Genomic DNA, 14986 nt, shown 5'->3' on the forward strand with positions numbered 1-14986 from the left:
AGATGCCGGAAAAGCAAATCAGAGAGAATGACCTGCCAGTAAAGCTTGCAAAACCAGCTCAACGGGCGCTGGAAGGTGCTGGCTTTTATCGGCTGGAGCAGCTAGCAGGTGCCACTGAAACTGACATTTTGAAGCTGCATGGAATGGGGCCGAATGCCATGGAGAAACTACGCAAGGCTATGGCTGAAAAAGGATTAGCATTTGCAGAGGAATGAGAAGGGACGCGTCTTTAATGGCGCGTCTTTTTATGTTAGGGGTCGCAGCGGAAAAAAGAGTCATGAAACTAGCTGGGATTTATTAATCTCTATTCGCGGTCATATTGTGTGTAATGTTAGATAAATTTCAAATCATGCTAGATAAAACTCCAACCATGTTAGATAAACCAGAGATCATGTTAGATAAATTTCTAAGCCTGCCAAATAAAGAAAGGAAAATTCCAAATTTTAGAGAAAGGTATATTGATTTATTATCATGCTTGGAGGTAATTCGAATGTGTAAAGTGGTTTTGAAGGAATTTGAAGCAGCAGTGATGAGGAACAAAGGACTTTTTAAAGATTATGCTGAATTGGTCCCTAAGGCGGCACAGCATTTTTTGCAGATGGTACATGATATACCGAACAGTACAGGTGTGGAGGTTTCCATTTATGAACCTAAGAAAGATGAAAGCCATTTGGAAGGAACCTTTTATGTAGGTGTAATTGTGAATGGCAAGGCTGAGCCGCTCCCAGAGGGAACGGAGTACATACAGGCAAAGAATTCCTATGCAATGGTTAGGGGAAGGTTAACAGAGATAGAACAATTGTACAGAAAATTGGACAAGTGGATTGGGGAACAAGATGTTCAATATCCTTCGGCTGAGGTGTATATTGTTGAAGTTTATTACCCGGTGGAAAATAATGAAGAGGACGTGGAGGTTTATATTCCAATTAAAGTATGACCGCTCAGGTTCTGAGCGGTTCATCCCAATTATATTTCTTTGGAAGAGATGGGCAGAAATAGCTTAATCCCTCGTTTGTTAAATGGCAGCATCTTGATATCGGCGATCAAATGGCTTATGTAGGCTGCAAGGCAGGTATAAAAAACCCCATTGATCCCAATTGACATTTCAAATCTTGAAGCGATGCAGCCAAAGAAAATAACACCAATTATGGAATGGGTATAGCTGCGGTGAGAAACAAATGAAGCTATTAAAATATAAATCCCAAACAATATCAGCCACAGTTCCTGGAGGGAAAACCCGCCTGCCAGGACGCCTATTCCAGTAATGGTGAGCATATGTTTTTGCCTGATGCGCGATGATATGGCAACCATCCCTAAACCTATGATGATGCCAAGCCATTTCTCTTTGGAGTTTCCTTCATAAAAACTGTAAATAATCATTAAAATTCCGATTAGCTGGGAAACTGTCTGAACCACTTCATGTGATAAGGTGATCCGGTCGCGAAGCTTCCCATCAATATCCAAGTCGGGAATTAATCCGGACACTCCTCCTAAACCCACCAATACAAGTGTTGCGGATGGGCTGGCATGAACAGTGTTCGCAACCACGTATCCTGCTGCTGCTCCGATTGCTGCATGGGCGGTACCATTCAATATTTTTTCCACCTTTATGAGATATTTGCATATTTTTCATGCTCTATTATTTTATAACAAAACATTTGTTCTGTTTAGGTTTTTGCTTAATTTAGTTCTTTCTTCCCGATTGGGCTAATTATCTTGGTCATTCCTAGAAAGGTTCGTGGTATAATGAATAAATACGCATACATAAGATTGTAGCTTTTACGTTTGCAAGAATTTGTTTTTTTTAAAAGGAAGGTATTTATGGCTGAGGAAAACATAACGAGAATTCATTTAGATGGCAAGGAATACATATTGATTGGAACAGCACATGTTTCAAAGCACAGTGCAGAGCAGGTAAAAGAGGTAATTGAAGCAGAGCAGCCAGACTCTGTTTGTGTAGAATTGGATGAACAGAGGTATCAATCCATTACTGAAGGCAGCAAGTGGAAGGAAATGGACATTATTCAGGTTATAAAGGAAAAGAAAGCTTCACTCCTTTTAATGAACTTGGCTATTTCGTCTTTTCAAAACCGCATGGCCGATCAATTTGGCATTAAGGCTGGACAGGAAATGATTCAGGGAATTGAATCAGCGAAAGAAACCGGAGCCAAACTCGTCTTGGCTGACCGCAACATCCAGATTACGTTTGCACGGATTTGGGGAAATCTCGGCATAAAGGGGAAGGCACTCCTGCTTAGCCAGGTGATCGCCAGCATCTTCAGTAAAGATACGATTTCAGAAGAAGAATTGGAAAAAATGAAAAACCAGGATACGATCAATGCAATTTTGAATGAATTTACGGAGTCTTTTCCGCGATTAAAAACACCTTTAATTGACGAGCGGGACCAATATCTGGCGCAAAAAATCAAAGATGCACCAGGTGAAAAAATCGTTGCAGTCCTGGGAGCAGCCCATGTACCTGGGATTAAAGAGGAAATAAAAAAAGAGCAGGATATGGCTCGTTTGACGGCACGGCCGCCTAAATCCAATCTTCCCAAAATAATTGGGTGGAGCATTCCGGTATTTATTCTAGCTATCATTGCTTACACATTCTATGCGAATCCTTCTGCAGGTTTTGCGCAGACCATAAGCTGGATTATTTGGAACGGGTCGTTATCAGCACTGGGTGCGGCCATTGCAATGGGGCATCCGCTTACGGTTTTGACAGCCTTCGTGGCAGCGCCAATTACATCGTTAAACCCGCTGCTCGCCGCAGGCTGGTTTGCAGGTCTTGTGCAAGCCTACATCCGCCGTCCAAGTGTAAAAGACTTTGAAAACCTTTCGGAAGATGTCTTTAGTGTAAAAGGTTTCTGGCAGAACAAGGTCAGCCGCATTTTGCTTATTGTTGTGCTTGCTAATCTGGGCAGCTCACTTGGTACCTTTATTGGCGGGGCAGATGTCATTAGGGTGTTTTTGGATAATTTATAAATTGATTTGGGGATGGAACATTAGGTTTCATCCTTTTTTATTTTATATAAAATTATTTAGTGCTGATTTTAAAGTTTACGGAAAACGTTATATTCATTTTTACGTTTTTTTATTAATAAACAAGCAGGATTCGGAAATACTATTTAAGACAAAAATGGCAGGAGGCAAAGCAATGCTGAACGGAAACCATGAAGATAAACTTACTGCAGCCGAACTCGCAACCCTTTGGTCACAATACATTAATGACAGTTTATCCGTTTGTATCCTGCGGTTTTTTTTAAATCATATTAATGATAAAAAGGTTCGTAAAGTACTTGAATATGCCCTTAAATTATCAGAAAGCCACATAAGAAAAATCAATGAATTTTTAACAAAAGAGAATTATCCCATCCCGATTGGTTTTACTGATGAAGATGTCAAAGTGGATGCACCGTTATTATTTACCGATACTTTTATGGGTGTATATATACATATAATGTCCATACACGGGGGAACCAGATATGCTGGTGCTTTGGCCAATTCTATCCGGACGGACATTAGGAAATATATGATTCAGGTTATAAATGAAACGATGGAATTATATGACCGTTCTACAGATGTCCTTATCGATAAAGGAATTATTGTAAAGCCGCCGATTTTAAACAACCACCAGGAAATTGATTTTATAAAAAAACAAAATTATTTAACCGGATGGCTTGGAAAGAGAAGGCCTATTAATGCAGTCGAAATCAGCGGAGTCTATCTAAATATACAGAAAACAATGGCAAAAATCGTTTTAGAATTAGGGTTTGGCCAAGTAGCCCAATCAAAAGATGTTCAAAAATATTTGGAAAGAGCCAAACTGCTTTGCCGCAAACAGCTTGATACCCTTTCTGGGATGTTAACAGAATCTTATTTGAATTTGCCAAGGACATTTGAGGCGGAGGTAACTGATTCAACCATCCCTCCTTTTTCAGATAAGCTCATGCTGTATCATATAGCAACCCTGCTGTCTTCTGCTGTTGGATATTATGGTGAAGCGATGTCTATGGTCCAGCGGAGGGACTTGTCCGCAAGCTACGCACGAATGATTATAGAAATTGGAGTATTAGCTGAAGACGGGATGAATCTATTAATTGACAATGGCTGGTTTGAACAGCCCCCTATGGCGATAGATCATGAAGGTTTGGCAAAGAATTAAAGTTTGAGGAATCAAAGTATGACGTGAAGCTGATTCTTTATGAATATTGTATTTTTTAATGGTCTGAGCAGTTAAAAGTAAAAATCAAAAAAGTGTTAGTTGTCTAAAGTATGCAACTAACACTTTTTCGTTTATCTGTCTGCTACTACTGCTTTTGTTTTATACAGCCAGGATCCCAGAATGAAAGTGATGGCTCCCCAAATCACCATCACGCCAATACCAAGCCATAGTGAGCCAGAAACTATACTTGTTTCATATACCATGCTTTCTCTTAGTCCGTCAGCAAAATAGGTAAGAGGAAGAATATTGGAGACTGGCTGCAGCCATTCAGGCATCGTTTCAACCGGAAAAAACACGCCGCTTAAGAACATCATAAGGAAGCTGACAATGTTTGCAACGCCCATATAGGCTTCAGTCGTTTTGCTGAAAGAAGAAAAGAAGTAGCCAAGAGCATTAAAGGATAAGGCTCCCATTAGGAATACAACGACGAGGCTAATAGGGCTTATATAAAGGTTGGCACCAAAGACGAGGACACCTATTAATGATAGCAAGATGATTTGTATGATGCTGAACAGCAATCTCATGACCATATCGCTTAAACCAAATATGCCCATGTTTGCAGGCGTCATCCGCAGTCTCTTGATTAATCCTTTCCTGCGCATTTCAACGAGGTCAACCATTCCAAACATTCCGCCTTGAGCGATGGATAAAGCAATCATGCCGGTTAAAAGAAAATCGGTATAATTTAATTCATTGTTCCCTGAAGAAACGGATTCAAATTTTAATTCATAGGCAGGATCTGCACCGGCAGCAAATAAATTGGCCTGCTGCACAAAATTATCCAGTATGCCGGAAACAGCTTGTGTTTCGACACCTTGTTCATCCTCTTTATTCACGATCAGCAAAACAGAAGAGGCATCTGCTGTTTCGGGCAGGATGATGGCTGCATCCACCTCCTGCTCTTTTACCCAATCCTCTGCTTTTTCCCGGCTTACAGGCTTGCCGGATTTCACGTCAAATACGGGAAGGCCGCTTATTTGCGTTAACAGCATCCCCGAAGCAGGGTTCGGATTGGAATCTACAATGGCAATCTCAGATTGAAACTCTTCATCTGAATTTCCGCTGAAGATTACCATAAAAATAACCATCAGGATGACGGGGAAAAAGATACCCCAAAACCAAGCCTGTTTTTCACGGAGCGTCAATTTTAACTGAGCTGAAAGCATCATTTTAAATTGATGGAAATGGTTAATTTTAATCCCTCCATTCCTTGCCGGTAAAAGCAATAAAAACATCTTCAAGGCTCATTTCCCGAATGGAAACCTGCTCCACCTGATACGATTTCTCCTTGGTGAACTTGAACAGGTCCAATAGTGTCTCCTCCGGTTTAACGGCCCAGACTTTTAAGGAAGCCCCTTCACGCTCAGTTCTTGCGACAGAATCCAGGTTCCTGGAAAACTGGTCAGCTTCCTCTGAAGCATTCTCTCCATCAAGGAAAGATAATCTAATTTCGCGCTCATTTGTTAGTCTCTCAATGAGAGCAGAAGGGGAATCCAGAGTAATAATGCTGCCTTGGTCCACGATGCACACACGATCACTTAATTTTTCGGCTTCTTCCATATAATGAGTGGTTAGAATGGTGGTTTTGCCTAATTGCTTGAGGTGGAGAATAATATCCCAAATATTTCTGCGTGCCTGGGGATCCAGGCCGGTTGTCGGTTCATCCAGAAAAATAATGTCCGGATCACTGATCAGCGCAAGGCCTATAGCCAGCCTTTGCCGCTGGCCGCCGGAAAGCTTTTTCACCTGACTTTTACGATGGTCAGTTAGATTTACGATCTCGAGAATTTCATCAGCAGGCCTGGCATGATCATAAAAGGAAGCAAAAAGATTTAGGTTTTCTTCTGGTGTTAATAAATCAAACATGGCGCTCGATTGGGGCTGGACGCCAATTTTCTTTTTAATGGCCACAGCGTTTTTGTTCCAGTTAAGATTGCCAAAATAAATTTCTCCATCATCGGGCGGTACCAAACCTTCGATCATTTCCAATGTCGTCGTTTTCCCAGCTCCGTTTGGACCGATAATTGTGAACACTTCCCCGGCTTTTACTGAAAAACTAATGTCCTGCACCGCCCGTATTTTACCGAACGATTTTTGCAGATTCCTCACTTCTAAAACGGTCATCCTTCTTCCTCGCTTTCATGGCGCTTCTGGGTTGGATGAAGAGAGGTGTTGAATGTGCACCACCCAAAAAATTTATTAATCTTCTATTTAATACGTTTGTGACTATGAAAAAATTCATTTTTCAAATAAACTTAATAAATAGCTGATGACAAAATTTGGTTAACATTGGGAAGAATGGTCGTTGAAGAACTGACTAGTCCCATTGCATTCTGGGACGGTCGCTTTTTGAAATCTGTTGGCGTATAATGAATCTAAAGAAACATTTTCCTTACCTTTTTCCATCCGATTCTATAGGAGGCTGAGTGTAGCATGAAAAATGAACAAATGTTGCCAACCCATATAACTTTTAAATCGAAAAAAGCCATAAAAAATGGAGTAGTGATCCGGACTGCGCTTTTCGCAAGATTTAAGGTTGCAGAGGTCGAGACAAAGCTTAAGGAAAAATACTATTTCATTTTCTACAAAAACAACCTCATTTATGGCGATCTGATTGAACACATTGAACAAGGCACCTTCATAGATAAAGCGATGAAAGAAGGAATTGTATTAGAAAGAAACCACCCCTTAATATCCAGTCTATATCAAGCTGTACCCTTAACCATCCCTGCAAAAAATAAGCTCTTCACGATGCTTCAGCGCAATTATTCCCTCCTCGAAATACCGTGCATAGCTGCTGCTCTCGATTCTTTTTTTTCAAAAGAACAGCTCAGTAAAACCATCGAAAAAATCTTTTTCCACTTTAGAAGAAACGGCAGTTTTTTAAAGGCCTTTCAATCCATCCATATATTATCTGACCTTTCACCTTCCTTAGTTACAGTGAGAGATATCCTCAACACCCGCGAGTTCAGTTCATATGCCAACTTCTATAACTCATCACCCATTTCAGCCATCCATCAAAAGGATCCCTTGTACTCAGAATTTTACTGCTTCGCAAAGCGCAAAGATCCCAATCACCATAAAATGCTCGAAACCTTGCTGAAAAATCAGGAACGATATGCAGAATGGCTGCTGGTTTGGATGGAAGATAAAGAAAACCTTACGCCAGAGTCCGTGGAAAGCAATACGGATCTCGCGCTGCATTATATACCGCTGGATAATTGGATTGCTGCTTTATCTCAGGCAAAAATAAATCCATTTCAAGGTGTACAGCAATCTTTTGGGTTTATTGAAGAATTGATCAGAAATGGACAGCTGGAGAAAGCTGCCGGTTATTTGTTCCCATTTATCGAGGATCTGCCAGATGAATATAATAAGGTTCTAAATGATTTGAGAAAACACCTGGATGCCCAGTTTGTCGCATCCAATTTGGATGAATTTTTGCTTCTCCTCCAGCAGATCGACCAGGAAGATGAGCCGATGCAAACGGAACAGCGGATTTTGCAGTTGATTGCCAAACTGATGGAGGGGCATGATGTATTGGAAGTTTCCGCTAAACTAAAGCCAGTTTCAAAAAAGTTCCCGCACAGCCTGGCCATCCGAAAAATCAATAAAATGGCAGCCATATTGGAGGATCCAGACCGAATGATGGAATTAGGCCAATATTATGCAGAGTTCAGCCAGTATGATCAAGCCATCGAATGCTTCTTCTGGGAAATGGAACTCAAACCAACTGACCCGGACCCTGTATGGCAACTATGCAAAATGTATCAGCAAAAAGGAATGGTTCAAGAGGCCTCTGCCTATCAGCAAATTTACACTCAATTGAGGAGCAGAAGGGAAATAGGGTAAGAAAGCGGAAGCTTTACTCTGCTTCATAGCTGATCAAAAGTATTTGGTTCGCATATAAGTCCTGTCTATGATTATCAAATGATAACTTCGAGGATAAAACTTGTATTTCTCCCATAAACCTGTTTTCATAAAGGAAAGTTATTGATAATAGGGGATGTATTTATGAAAACAGAAAAAGAAAAAATGCTGGCCGGCGAAATGTATGATCCAGCAGATCAGGAGTTGTTAAGGGATCGTGAAAATGCAAGGCGCCTTGTTAGATTAATTAACCAAACAACAGAGATTGAAGGGGATAAACGGATCAGCCTGCTAAAAGAATTGTTTGGATCAACGGGTGATCATCTTTTTCTGGAGCCGGCTTTTCGATGTGATTATGGCTACAACATCCATGTGGGCGAAAACTTTTTTGCCAACTTCGAATGTGTGATTCTTGATGTATGCGAGGTGCGGATAGGAAACAACTGCATGCTTGCCCCGGGAGTACATATTTATACGGCTGCTCATCCGCTAAATCCGGTTGAACGCAATTCCGGCAGGGAATTTGGGAAGCCTGTAACAATCGGAAATAATGTCTGGATTGGCGGGGGAGCTATCATCAATCCTGGAGTGAATATAGGCGACAATGCGGTTATTGCTTCTGGTGCTGTCGTCACCAAAGATGTCCCTGGGAATGTGATTGTAGGCGGCAACCCGGCAAAAATAATTAAAAATATTGAGATTAATTAAGTAAATAAGATGCTTTACTTCCTAGGAGGTAAAGTCAGGGTGAAGACAAACTCGATGAAAATGGGGTTTGTCTACAGTATTTTTAACCTATTTTAAAATAGATCTATATAACGTTTGGGATGATGAACATGCTTTCGAAATAGCCGTAAAAAAATGAGCTTCTCCAGAAGAGAGAGCTCATTTTCGCATCTTATTTAGGTTAATTTCATCGGATTATTTAAATCATAAGTATCCCGGTATGATCGATAGGATACAAATTGTTTTCCATGCGAAGAGCCATCGAGCTGCAAGATACGGTCATTGTTGGTTTCCATATAAAGAAAATCCTCATTTACTTTTAGCCGATAAAAAGTGTATGTGTTTCCGAGCAGCTCTTTTTTTGATATTTGTGTGTCAGGATGCTGCTGAATGAATTCGGCCAGCTGCTTAACTGAAACTGAGGGTATATCTGCCATTTCAAAGAACTTACCTTTTAAATTTGCTGTTATTTTACTAACAGCGTTCATAGCCTTGTCTTTGTATTTGTTTTTAGACATATGGTCACTCCTTGTCGGTGAGATTATTAAGCATAATTCCCATTTGTTAAAAGAATAAACAATATTATGCAGAAAGTAGAATATCTGAAATTTTTCTGCTTAGTTAAAAAGGTTTCTAATCCTGCCATAATTCGTTTAACCCTAAACAAATTTGAAATAGTGATTAAAATGACTCAAAGTGGCATTGTGCTCGTTGCAAGCGTAACAATATTGATGGTCAGTATGTGATAATGATAGGCTCTTTTCTAAAAGGTTATTTTTAAAAAAAGAATTTGTAAATAAAAACATTGATAAATAAGGTTGGTTGATTGGAGAGCAAGGTGCGAGACTCCAGCGGGAAGAGTGGGACAGGTGAGACCCCGCAGGTGCTGCGCGCCGAGGAGGCTCACCGCCCACCCCGCGGAAAGCGAGCATCCTGGAGCGGAAATCAACCACTCCCCATTACTCGTTTAAAAAGCAACAAAGATTGTGAAAACAGCATAATGATAGAAGAGAATAAGTCTTTAAAGAGAAGTTAAACAAATGAAGAAAAAGGGATTTTCAGGAATTTTGTCGAATAAATATCCTATTGATTAATATAGGGTGGGGTATAGATGGAATTTAAGGTAAAGCACGAATTTTTTAATCATGCCATTGCAGATGTAAGTAAAGCGGTATCTTCAAAGACGCCTTTTCCCATTTTAACGGGCATCAAAGTTGCCGCAGAAAACGATTGTTTAACACTTACCTGCAGCAATTCGGATATTTTCATAGAAAAAGTCATTCCAGCAGTCATTGATGGAGTGAAAGTCCTGGAGGTTTTTAAGTCCGGAAATGCTGTTATAACGGCAAAATTTTTAAATGAAATTGTGAAGAAATTGCCGAGTGACATTCATATTAAAGTAGACGAAGAGCAGCATATGACCATCACATCAGACGACATTCTTACAAACCTAAATGGCTTCCCCCCTGAAGAGTATCCCAAACTTCCGCAAATGGAACATGCCGAGCATTTTAAAATTCCAGCTATAAAACTAATGGAAATCATTAAGCAAACTGCTTTTGCTGCATCCAAGAATGAATCAAGGCCCGTACTGACAGGTGCCCATATGTCTTTTAAGGAAAACCGCTTTTCATGTGCAGCAACTAATTCACATCGTTTGGCATTAAGGGAAACTGAGATTGATTGCACGATCTATGGCTCTTTTATTGTTCCAGGCTCCAGCCTCCATCAGCTCGTCAAGTTAATGAATCATGAAGCCGGTGAAATACATATATTTCTAACAGATAGCTATATTCTCTTTAAAGCTGAAACCATTTTATTTTACTCACGCCTGATTGAAGGCAGGTATCCGGATGTTTCCGGCCTTATTCCCCAGGAGGCTGCGACGGTTATTACTTTGAATACCAATCAGCTTTTAAAGGGGATTGATCGGGCAAGTCTGTTTGCGGGTGAATGGAAAAATAATAATGTTCATTTGGAGATCAAAGAGGACTCAACATTAAGAATTTCCTCTAATTCTTCGGCAATAGGGTTTATTGAAGAAACTCAAAAGATAAATGATATTAGCGGTGAAAGAGCATTATCCATTTCACTGGATGGAACCTTTTTAATGGAAGCTTTAAAGACAATCCAGGAAGAAGAAGTTAGATTAAGCTTTGGAAGTTCAATGAGGCCGGTTTTGATAGAGCCGGTCGGCAATGATTCCTATCTTCATCTTATTTCGCCAGTGCGGTCTTACTAAGTAAGGAGGTCCCGGATGAATCGGATATTATTATTGAGTTTTCTTGTTTTCCTTACGGTTACTTTAGCATTTAAAGGTTTTGGTTTATGGTCTCTAGGAGACAATGTGGATGGGAATGGCATAGGAATTCACTTTATGGGCTTTGAGATTAATGATAGGGTTCCTAGGGCTAGTATTCCTTCTTATGCAATTGGGTTCCTTGCTTCGAGTTTAGTAACGATGCTGCTTCCGATCGTTTTGATCGGAAGAAAATTTATAGCACCGTTCATTAGCAAAAATAGCTGATGAGCGGTGCTTTTTTGCTGCCTTTCGATTACAAGTCTATTTTTCCAGTTCCACCCATTATAAAATAGAACCACGCCTAAAAACTTAAGAAATGATTTTTAATCTTAAGAAATTCTTAAGATTTCTATTACTTTAATGTTAAGATTTTACGTTTAATATAAAAATATGAAAACGAGCCGCTGGAAAGTAGGGGGAATATGGAACATTATCATGTGCTTGTAGTAGATGATGAAAAAGAGATCCGGGATGCAATCGAAATTTATCTTAAAAATGAGGGGATTACCGTGCTGAAAGCCAAGGATGGAATAGAAGCACTGGAAATTTTAAATGAGCAGCAGGTGCATCTGATTATATTGGATGTGATGATGCCTAAGCTGGACGGAATTTCGGCTACATATAGAATTCGCGAGAAGAAGAACATACCGATCATCATTTTAAGCGCCAAGAGCGAGGATACGGATAAAATTCTAGGTCTGCAAGTAGGGGCGGATGATTATGTCACCAAGCCATTTAATCCGATGGAGCTTGTTGCACGGGTTAAATCGCAGCTGCGCAGGTATGTGACTTTCGGAACCTTTGAGGGCATCAAAAAGGTGATTGACTTAAACGGCCTTATGCTCGATAAAGAAGCGAAAGAAGTGTCGGTGAATGGAGAGCCGGTGAAGCTGACGCCGATAGAATACAAAATTGTAGAGCTGCTTATGTCAAACGCAGGACGTGTTTTTTCCATAAATGAAATTTATGAGCGGGTCTGGAACGAGCCTTGCTATAACGCGGAAAATACAGTGGCGGTGCACATCCGTAAAATCCGTGAAAAAATCGAAATTGATCCGAAGAATCCGAGATTTCTAAAGGTGGTGTGGGGTATTGGATACAAGATGGAAAAATAAATTTATTATAGCAATCATCACAATCCTGTTTGCATTTGGATTGAGCGGAATTTTGTCTCTATTGAGTTATGGTTCTGAATACACGAACCCTGACTATTTCCATACACCTCAATTCAGAAGTGATATTGACCAATTTGCAGGTTACTTAAGCATGTTTGAATTAAATGATCTTTCTGGAGAGGAAGCGAAAGAAGCAATAACGGTTACAGAAGAAGATATTAATGAGCACCGTTACCGTTATGGCAGTTTACCCGAGCAAATCGACAATATTAAAAGCCAATATGAACAAAGGATTCAAGAGGCAAAGGACGCTAATAATGATGAACTGGTTAAATTTTTCACGGATGAAAGGACCAAAAAAATAGAGGATATCACCAAGAATTTTGAGAGTGATGAACATGTCCGGAATAAGGTACAAGCAGAAAAAGAAAAGCGATTAGAGGCGTATTTTAAAGACAGGGAAAACCTTAGAAATGAATATGAACGATTCGAAAATTCATTTACCTACTATTTTAAAGATACAGCAACAGGTAAAGTATATACGAATTTAAACCTATCAAAAGATGAATCTGTAAAAGACCAAATGAGCCAAAAAAACATGTTATACCTGACTGATTACAGCATGGATAAAGGGTATTTCATAAATTTTGTTATGCCAGGATATGAAGATCTTGCCCAAACATTAATCAAAACAAATAGCGGTTCTTTTGTTGGCCAGATAGGATTGGCAAAAAGCTTGCCGGACACAAACATGTTTGTCATACAGAACAGCCATTTTAAACAAAAGCAGATTGCTTTATTAATATATGTGGGAGCTAGTATTGCAGCACTGATCATCGCTTTGATTGCCAGCAGAAAATCGAAGGCAATCACGGAAGAAATGGAAAGATGGCGGCCGTTATATAACAAACTTCCGATTGACATAAGAATTGCACTATTTGGCTTTACTGCCATAGGTGCGGTGCTGTCACTTTTTCTTTTAAAAGATTTACTCATGTTTAATTATGAGATTTCCTCTGATGCAATTGAAATGATCATTGTTTTAATAGGTGCATCTGGGCTTTGCGGCCTCGCATTTGTACAAGGAAAATATCTTGCAGACGAGTTCAAGGATTGGCAAAATATAAAAAATGCGTGGAAAAAAAGCCTTCTTTATAACATCTGGCTGGTATTAAATAACGTTGCAGTTAAAACAGCTAACAGCTTAAGGGAAGCCTTTTTTAACCGAAGCACCGGCACGCAGCTGTTTGTGATGCTTGGAATGATTTTTGGATTGGGCATGGGCTCGATCATCATGTTATTCCATCCGCTGTTTGCGCTTTTTTACCTGTTTATTCTGGCTTTTATTGGCATCCCGCTGGTGATGGCTCTTGTAAAACGCATCGGCTATTTCAACCGAATTGTTGAAACAACCAACGAGCTGGCTTCCGGCCACATGGGTCAGGATTTGCCGATTAGCGGTAAAAATGTGCTGGCCAAACTTGCAGGCAATATCAATGTCCTTAAACAAGGTGTAAAAACTTCCCTAAGTGAGCAGGCAAAGAGCGAGCGGCTGAAAACGGAACTTATTACAAATGTAAGCCATGATTTAAGGACACCATTAACTTCTATTATTACGTATACCGAGCTTTTAAAATCAGGCGAGGTTTCTGGAGAGGACCGGTCAGCTTATCTGGAGATTATTGACCGGAAATCCCAGCGGTTAAAAGTATTAATTGATGATTTATTCGAAGTTTCAAAGATGGCGAGCGGGAATATTGAGCTGAGAATGGAAAAAGTGGATCTTGTGCAATTGCTTCAGCAGGCACTTGCTGAGCATGATAACTCAATCACTGAATCCAATCTCCATTTCCGTGTCACAAATCCAGGTGTGCCGGTACTCGCTCATGTAGACGGTCAGAAGCTATGGCGTGTTTTTGATAACTTAATAGGCAATATCCTGAAGTACTCATTGGAGAATTCACGCGTTTATATTGCAATCGCTGCTGTTAAAGGCCAGGCAGTCATTACGTTTAAAAATGTTTCAAAATACGAGTTGAATGACCAGAGTGAAGAACTTTTTGAGCGGTTCAAACGAGGCGATAAGTCACGGCACACAGATGGATCAGGCCTTGGACTTGCCATAGCAAAATCGATTGTCGATCTCCATGGGGGCAGTCTGGATATTGATACAGATGGTGATTTATTCAAGGTCTCTATTTCACTGAAGTTAGAGGAGTAAATGAAGATGAACAGGATCGATTTTTCAGAGCTTTACAGCTTGCATTATAAACGCCTTTATCATATAAGCTTTTCAATTACAAGAGACGCATACATGGCGGAGGATGTCGTCCAAGAGACTTTTATAAAAGCAATGAAAAAAGCTGAAACGATACACGATGAACAAAAAGTGGGAGCATGGCTCGCTGTCATTGCTGGGAGAACTGCCCTTGATTTTATCAGAAAAGAAAAGAGGAAGACAGCCATCCCAATGGAGCAGGAAATGATTGAATGCCTGGGAATAAAAACAAAGCAAAACGTCGAGCAGGAAGTGCAGTCAGGCTTTATGGCTGAAGAAATTAACTCGGCAATAAGACAGCTGACACGTGATTATCAGGAGGTTCTTTTCCTAAAGGTCGACCATGGTTTAAAAGAGCATGAAATTGCAAGTATTCTTAATTTAAAACCCTCTACGGTTAAAACGAGAATCTTCAGGGCGAGGAAGCAGCTGAAAATGATCGTGCAGATGAGTGCATAGATAATGAA

General features: G+C 40.1%; 15 protein-coding genes. 11 read left to right on the forward strand and 4 right to left on the reverse strand.

Going from position 1 to position 14986, the window contains the following annotated elements; all coding sequences use genetic code 11:
- The first annotated feature begins 2 nt into the window (after nt 1–2).
- Together AC3ZVC_RS14400 and AC3ZVC_RS14405 are read left to right on the forward strand one after the other, a co-directional pair.
- The gene (locus tag AC3ZVC_RS14400; RefSeq protein WP_490063912.1) at nt 3–215 is read left to right on the forward strand and encodes a helix-hairpin-helix domain-containing protein; all 213 of its coding nucleotides are present in this window, start codon (nt 3–5) and stop codon (nt 213–215) included.
- 275 nt (nt 216–490) lie between these two features.
- Nucleotides 491–937, forward strand: a complete 447-nt coding sequence (locus tag AC3ZVC_RS14405; RefSeq protein WP_490063913.1) for a GyrI-like domain-containing protein — start codon at nt 491–493, stop codon at nt 935–937.
- Nucleotides 938–966: 29 nt separating this feature from the next.
- On the opposite strand, the gene AC3ZVC_RS14410 is transcribed toward AC3ZVC_RS14405, so the two are convergent.
- On the reverse strand, nt 967–1593 hold the full coding sequence (locus AC3ZVC_RS14410; protein ID WP_490063914.1) for a metal-dependent hydrolase: 627 nt from the start codon (nt 1591–1593) through the stop codon (nt 967–969).
- Between the two features lie 228 nt (nt 1594–1821).
- On the opposite strand from AC3ZVC_RS14410, the gene AC3ZVC_RS14415 reads away from it, so the two are divergent.
- Both AC3ZVC_RS14415 and AC3ZVC_RS14420 read left to right on the forward strand, forming a co-directional pair.
- Nucleotides 1822–2988: a TraB/GumN family protein gene (locus tag AC3ZVC_RS14415; RefSeq protein WP_490063915.1), complete on the forward strand. Its 1167-nt coding sequence runs from the start codon at nt 1822–1824 to the stop codon at nt 2986–2988.
- A gap of 172 nt (nt 2989–3160) precedes the next feature.
- On the forward strand, nt 3161–4168 hold the full coding sequence (locus AC3ZVC_RS14420; protein ID WP_490063916.1) for a DUF3231 family protein: 1008 nt from the start codon (nt 3161–3163) through the stop codon (nt 4166–4168).
- A 131-nt stretch (nt 4169–4299) separates the two neighbouring features.
- Here the strand turns inward: AC3ZVC_RS14420 and AC3ZVC_RS14425 are convergent, their stop codons facing one another.
- Both AC3ZVC_RS14425 and AC3ZVC_RS14430 read right to left on the reverse strand, forming a co-directional pair.
- On the reverse strand, nt 4300–5463 hold the full coding sequence (locus AC3ZVC_RS14425; protein WP_490063917.1) for an ABC transporter permease: 1164 nt from the start codon (nt 5461–5463) through the stop codon (nt 4300–4302).
- Nucleotides 5423–6352 carry an ABC transporter ATP-binding protein gene (locus tag AC3ZVC_RS14430; protein ID WP_490063918.1) on the reverse strand — a complete coding sequence of 310 codons (930 nt, stop codon included), beginning with the start codon at nt 6350–6352 and terminating at the stop codon, nt 5423–5425. Before AC3ZVC_RS14430 ends, AC3ZVC_RS14425 begins: the two co-directional genes overlap by 41 nt.
- 309 nt (nt 6353–6661) lie before the next feature.
- Between AC3ZVC_RS14430 and AC3ZVC_RS14435 the strand changes: the two genes are divergently transcribed.
- Nucleotides 6662–8080 (forward strand): hypothetical protein, encoded by a 1419-nt coding sequence (locus AC3ZVC_RS14435; protein WP_490063919.1) that lies wholly within the window; start codon nt 6662–6664, stop codon nt 8078–8080.
- 162 nt (nt 8081–8242) lie between these two features.
- Nucleotides 8243–8806 carry a maltose acetyltransferase domain-containing protein gene (locus AC3ZVC_RS14440; RefSeq protein WP_490063920.1) on the forward strand — a complete coding sequence of 188 codons (564 nt, stop codon included), beginning with the start codon at nt 8243–8245 and terminating at the stop codon, nt 8804–8806.
- Nucleotides 8807–9000: 194 nt separating this feature from the next.
- Here AC3ZVC_RS14440 and AC3ZVC_RS14445 read toward each other — a convergent pair whose 3' ends face one another.
- Nucleotides 9001–9342, reverse strand: a complete 342-nt coding sequence (locus AC3ZVC_RS14445; RefSeq protein WP_490063921.1) for a hypothetical protein — start codon at nt 9340–9342, stop codon at nt 9001–9003.
- A 593-nt stretch (nt 9343–9935) separates the two neighbouring features.
- Between AC3ZVC_RS14445 and dnaN the strand changes: the two genes are divergently transcribed.
- The 5 genes from dnaN to AC3ZVC_RS14470 all read left to right on the forward strand — a co-directional run bounded on the left by dnaN (nt 9936) and on the right by AC3ZVC_RS14470 (nt 14978).
- The gene (gene dnaN / locus AC3ZVC_RS14450; protein ID WP_490063922.1) at nt 9936–11066 is read left to right on the forward strand and encodes a DNA polymerase III subunit beta; all 1131 of its coding nucleotides are present in this window, start codon (nt 9936–9938) and stop codon (nt 11064–11066) included.
- A gap of 15 nt (nt 11067–11081) precedes the next feature.
- Nucleotides 11082–11351, forward strand: coding sequence for a hypothetical protein (locus AC3ZVC_RS14455; RefSeq protein ID WP_490063923.1), 270 nt, complete (start codon nt 11082–11084; stop codon nt 11349–11351).
- 197 nt (nt 11352–11548) lie between these two features.
- Nucleotides 11549–12241, forward strand: coding sequence for a response regulator transcription factor (locus tag AC3ZVC_RS14460; protein WP_490063924.1), 693 nt, complete (start codon nt 11549–11551; stop codon nt 12239–12241).
- On the forward strand, nt 12219–14462 hold the full coding sequence (locus AC3ZVC_RS14465) for a sensor histidine kinase (RefSeq protein ID WP_490063925.1): 2244 nt from the start codon (nt 12219–12221) through the stop codon (nt 14460–14462). Before AC3ZVC_RS14460 ends, AC3ZVC_RS14465 begins: the two co-directional genes overlap by 23 nt.
- 6 nt (nt 14463–14468) lie before the next feature.
- Nucleotides 14469–14978, forward strand: coding sequence for an RNA polymerase sigma factor (locus tag AC3ZVC_RS14470; RefSeq protein ID WP_490063926.1), 510 nt, complete (start codon nt 14469–14471; stop codon nt 14976–14978).
- Nucleotides 14979–14986 lie beyond the last annotated feature (8 nt).

It is taken from the genome of Cytobacillus sp. C11.1 (assembly GCF_058145115.1).

Coding starts and splice junctions, on each gene's coding strand:
- AC3ZVC_RS14400 (WP_490063912.1), top strand. CDS start 3: ATGCCGGAAAAGCAAATCAGAGAGAATGACCTGCCAGTAAAGCTTGCA.
- AC3ZVC_RS14405 (WP_490063913.1), top strand. CDS start 491: ATGTGTAAAGTGGTTTTGAAGGAATTTGAAGCAGCAGTGATGAGGAAC.
- AC3ZVC_RS14415 (WP_490063915.1), top strand. CDS start 1,822: ATGGCTGAGGAAAACATAACGAGAATTCATTTAGATGGCAAGGAATAC.
- AC3ZVC_RS14420 (WP_490063916.1), top strand. CDS start 3,161: ATGCTGAACGGAAACCATGAAGATAAACTTACTGCAGCCGAACTCGCA.
- AC3ZVC_RS14425 (WP_490063917.1), bottom strand. CDS start 5,463: ATGTTTTTATTGCTTTTACCGGCAAGGAATGGAGGGATTAAAATTAAC.
- AC3ZVC_RS14430 (WP_490063918.1), bottom strand. CDS start 6,352: ATGACCGTTTTAGAAGTGAGGAATCTGCAAAAATCGTTCGGTAAAATA.
- AC3ZVC_RS14435 (WP_490063919.1), top strand. CDS start 6,662: ATGAAAAATGAACAAATGTTGCCAACCCATATAACTTTTAAATCGAAA.
- AC3ZVC_RS14440 (WP_490063920.1), top strand. CDS start 8,243: ATGAAAACAGAAAAAGAAAAAATGCTGGCCGGCGAAATGTATGATCCA.
- AC3ZVC_RS14445 (WP_490063921.1), bottom strand. CDS start 9,342: ATGTCTAAAAACAAATACAAAGACAAGGCTATGAACGCTGTTAGTAAA.
- dnaN (WP_490063922.1), top strand. CDS start 9,936: ATGGAATTTAAGGTAAAGCACGAATTTTTTAATCATGCCATTGCAGAT.
- AC3ZVC_RS14455 (WP_490063923.1), top strand. CDS start 11,082: ATGAATCGGATATTATTATTGAGTTTTCTTGTTTTCCTTACGGTTACT.
- AC3ZVC_RS14460 (WP_490063924.1), top strand. CDS start 11,549: ATGGAACATTATCATGTGCTTGTAGTAGATGATGAAAAAGAGATCCGG.
- AC3ZVC_RS14470 (WP_490063926.1), top strand. CDS start 14,469: ATGAACAGGATCGATTTTTCAGAGCTTTACAGCTTGCATTATAAACGC.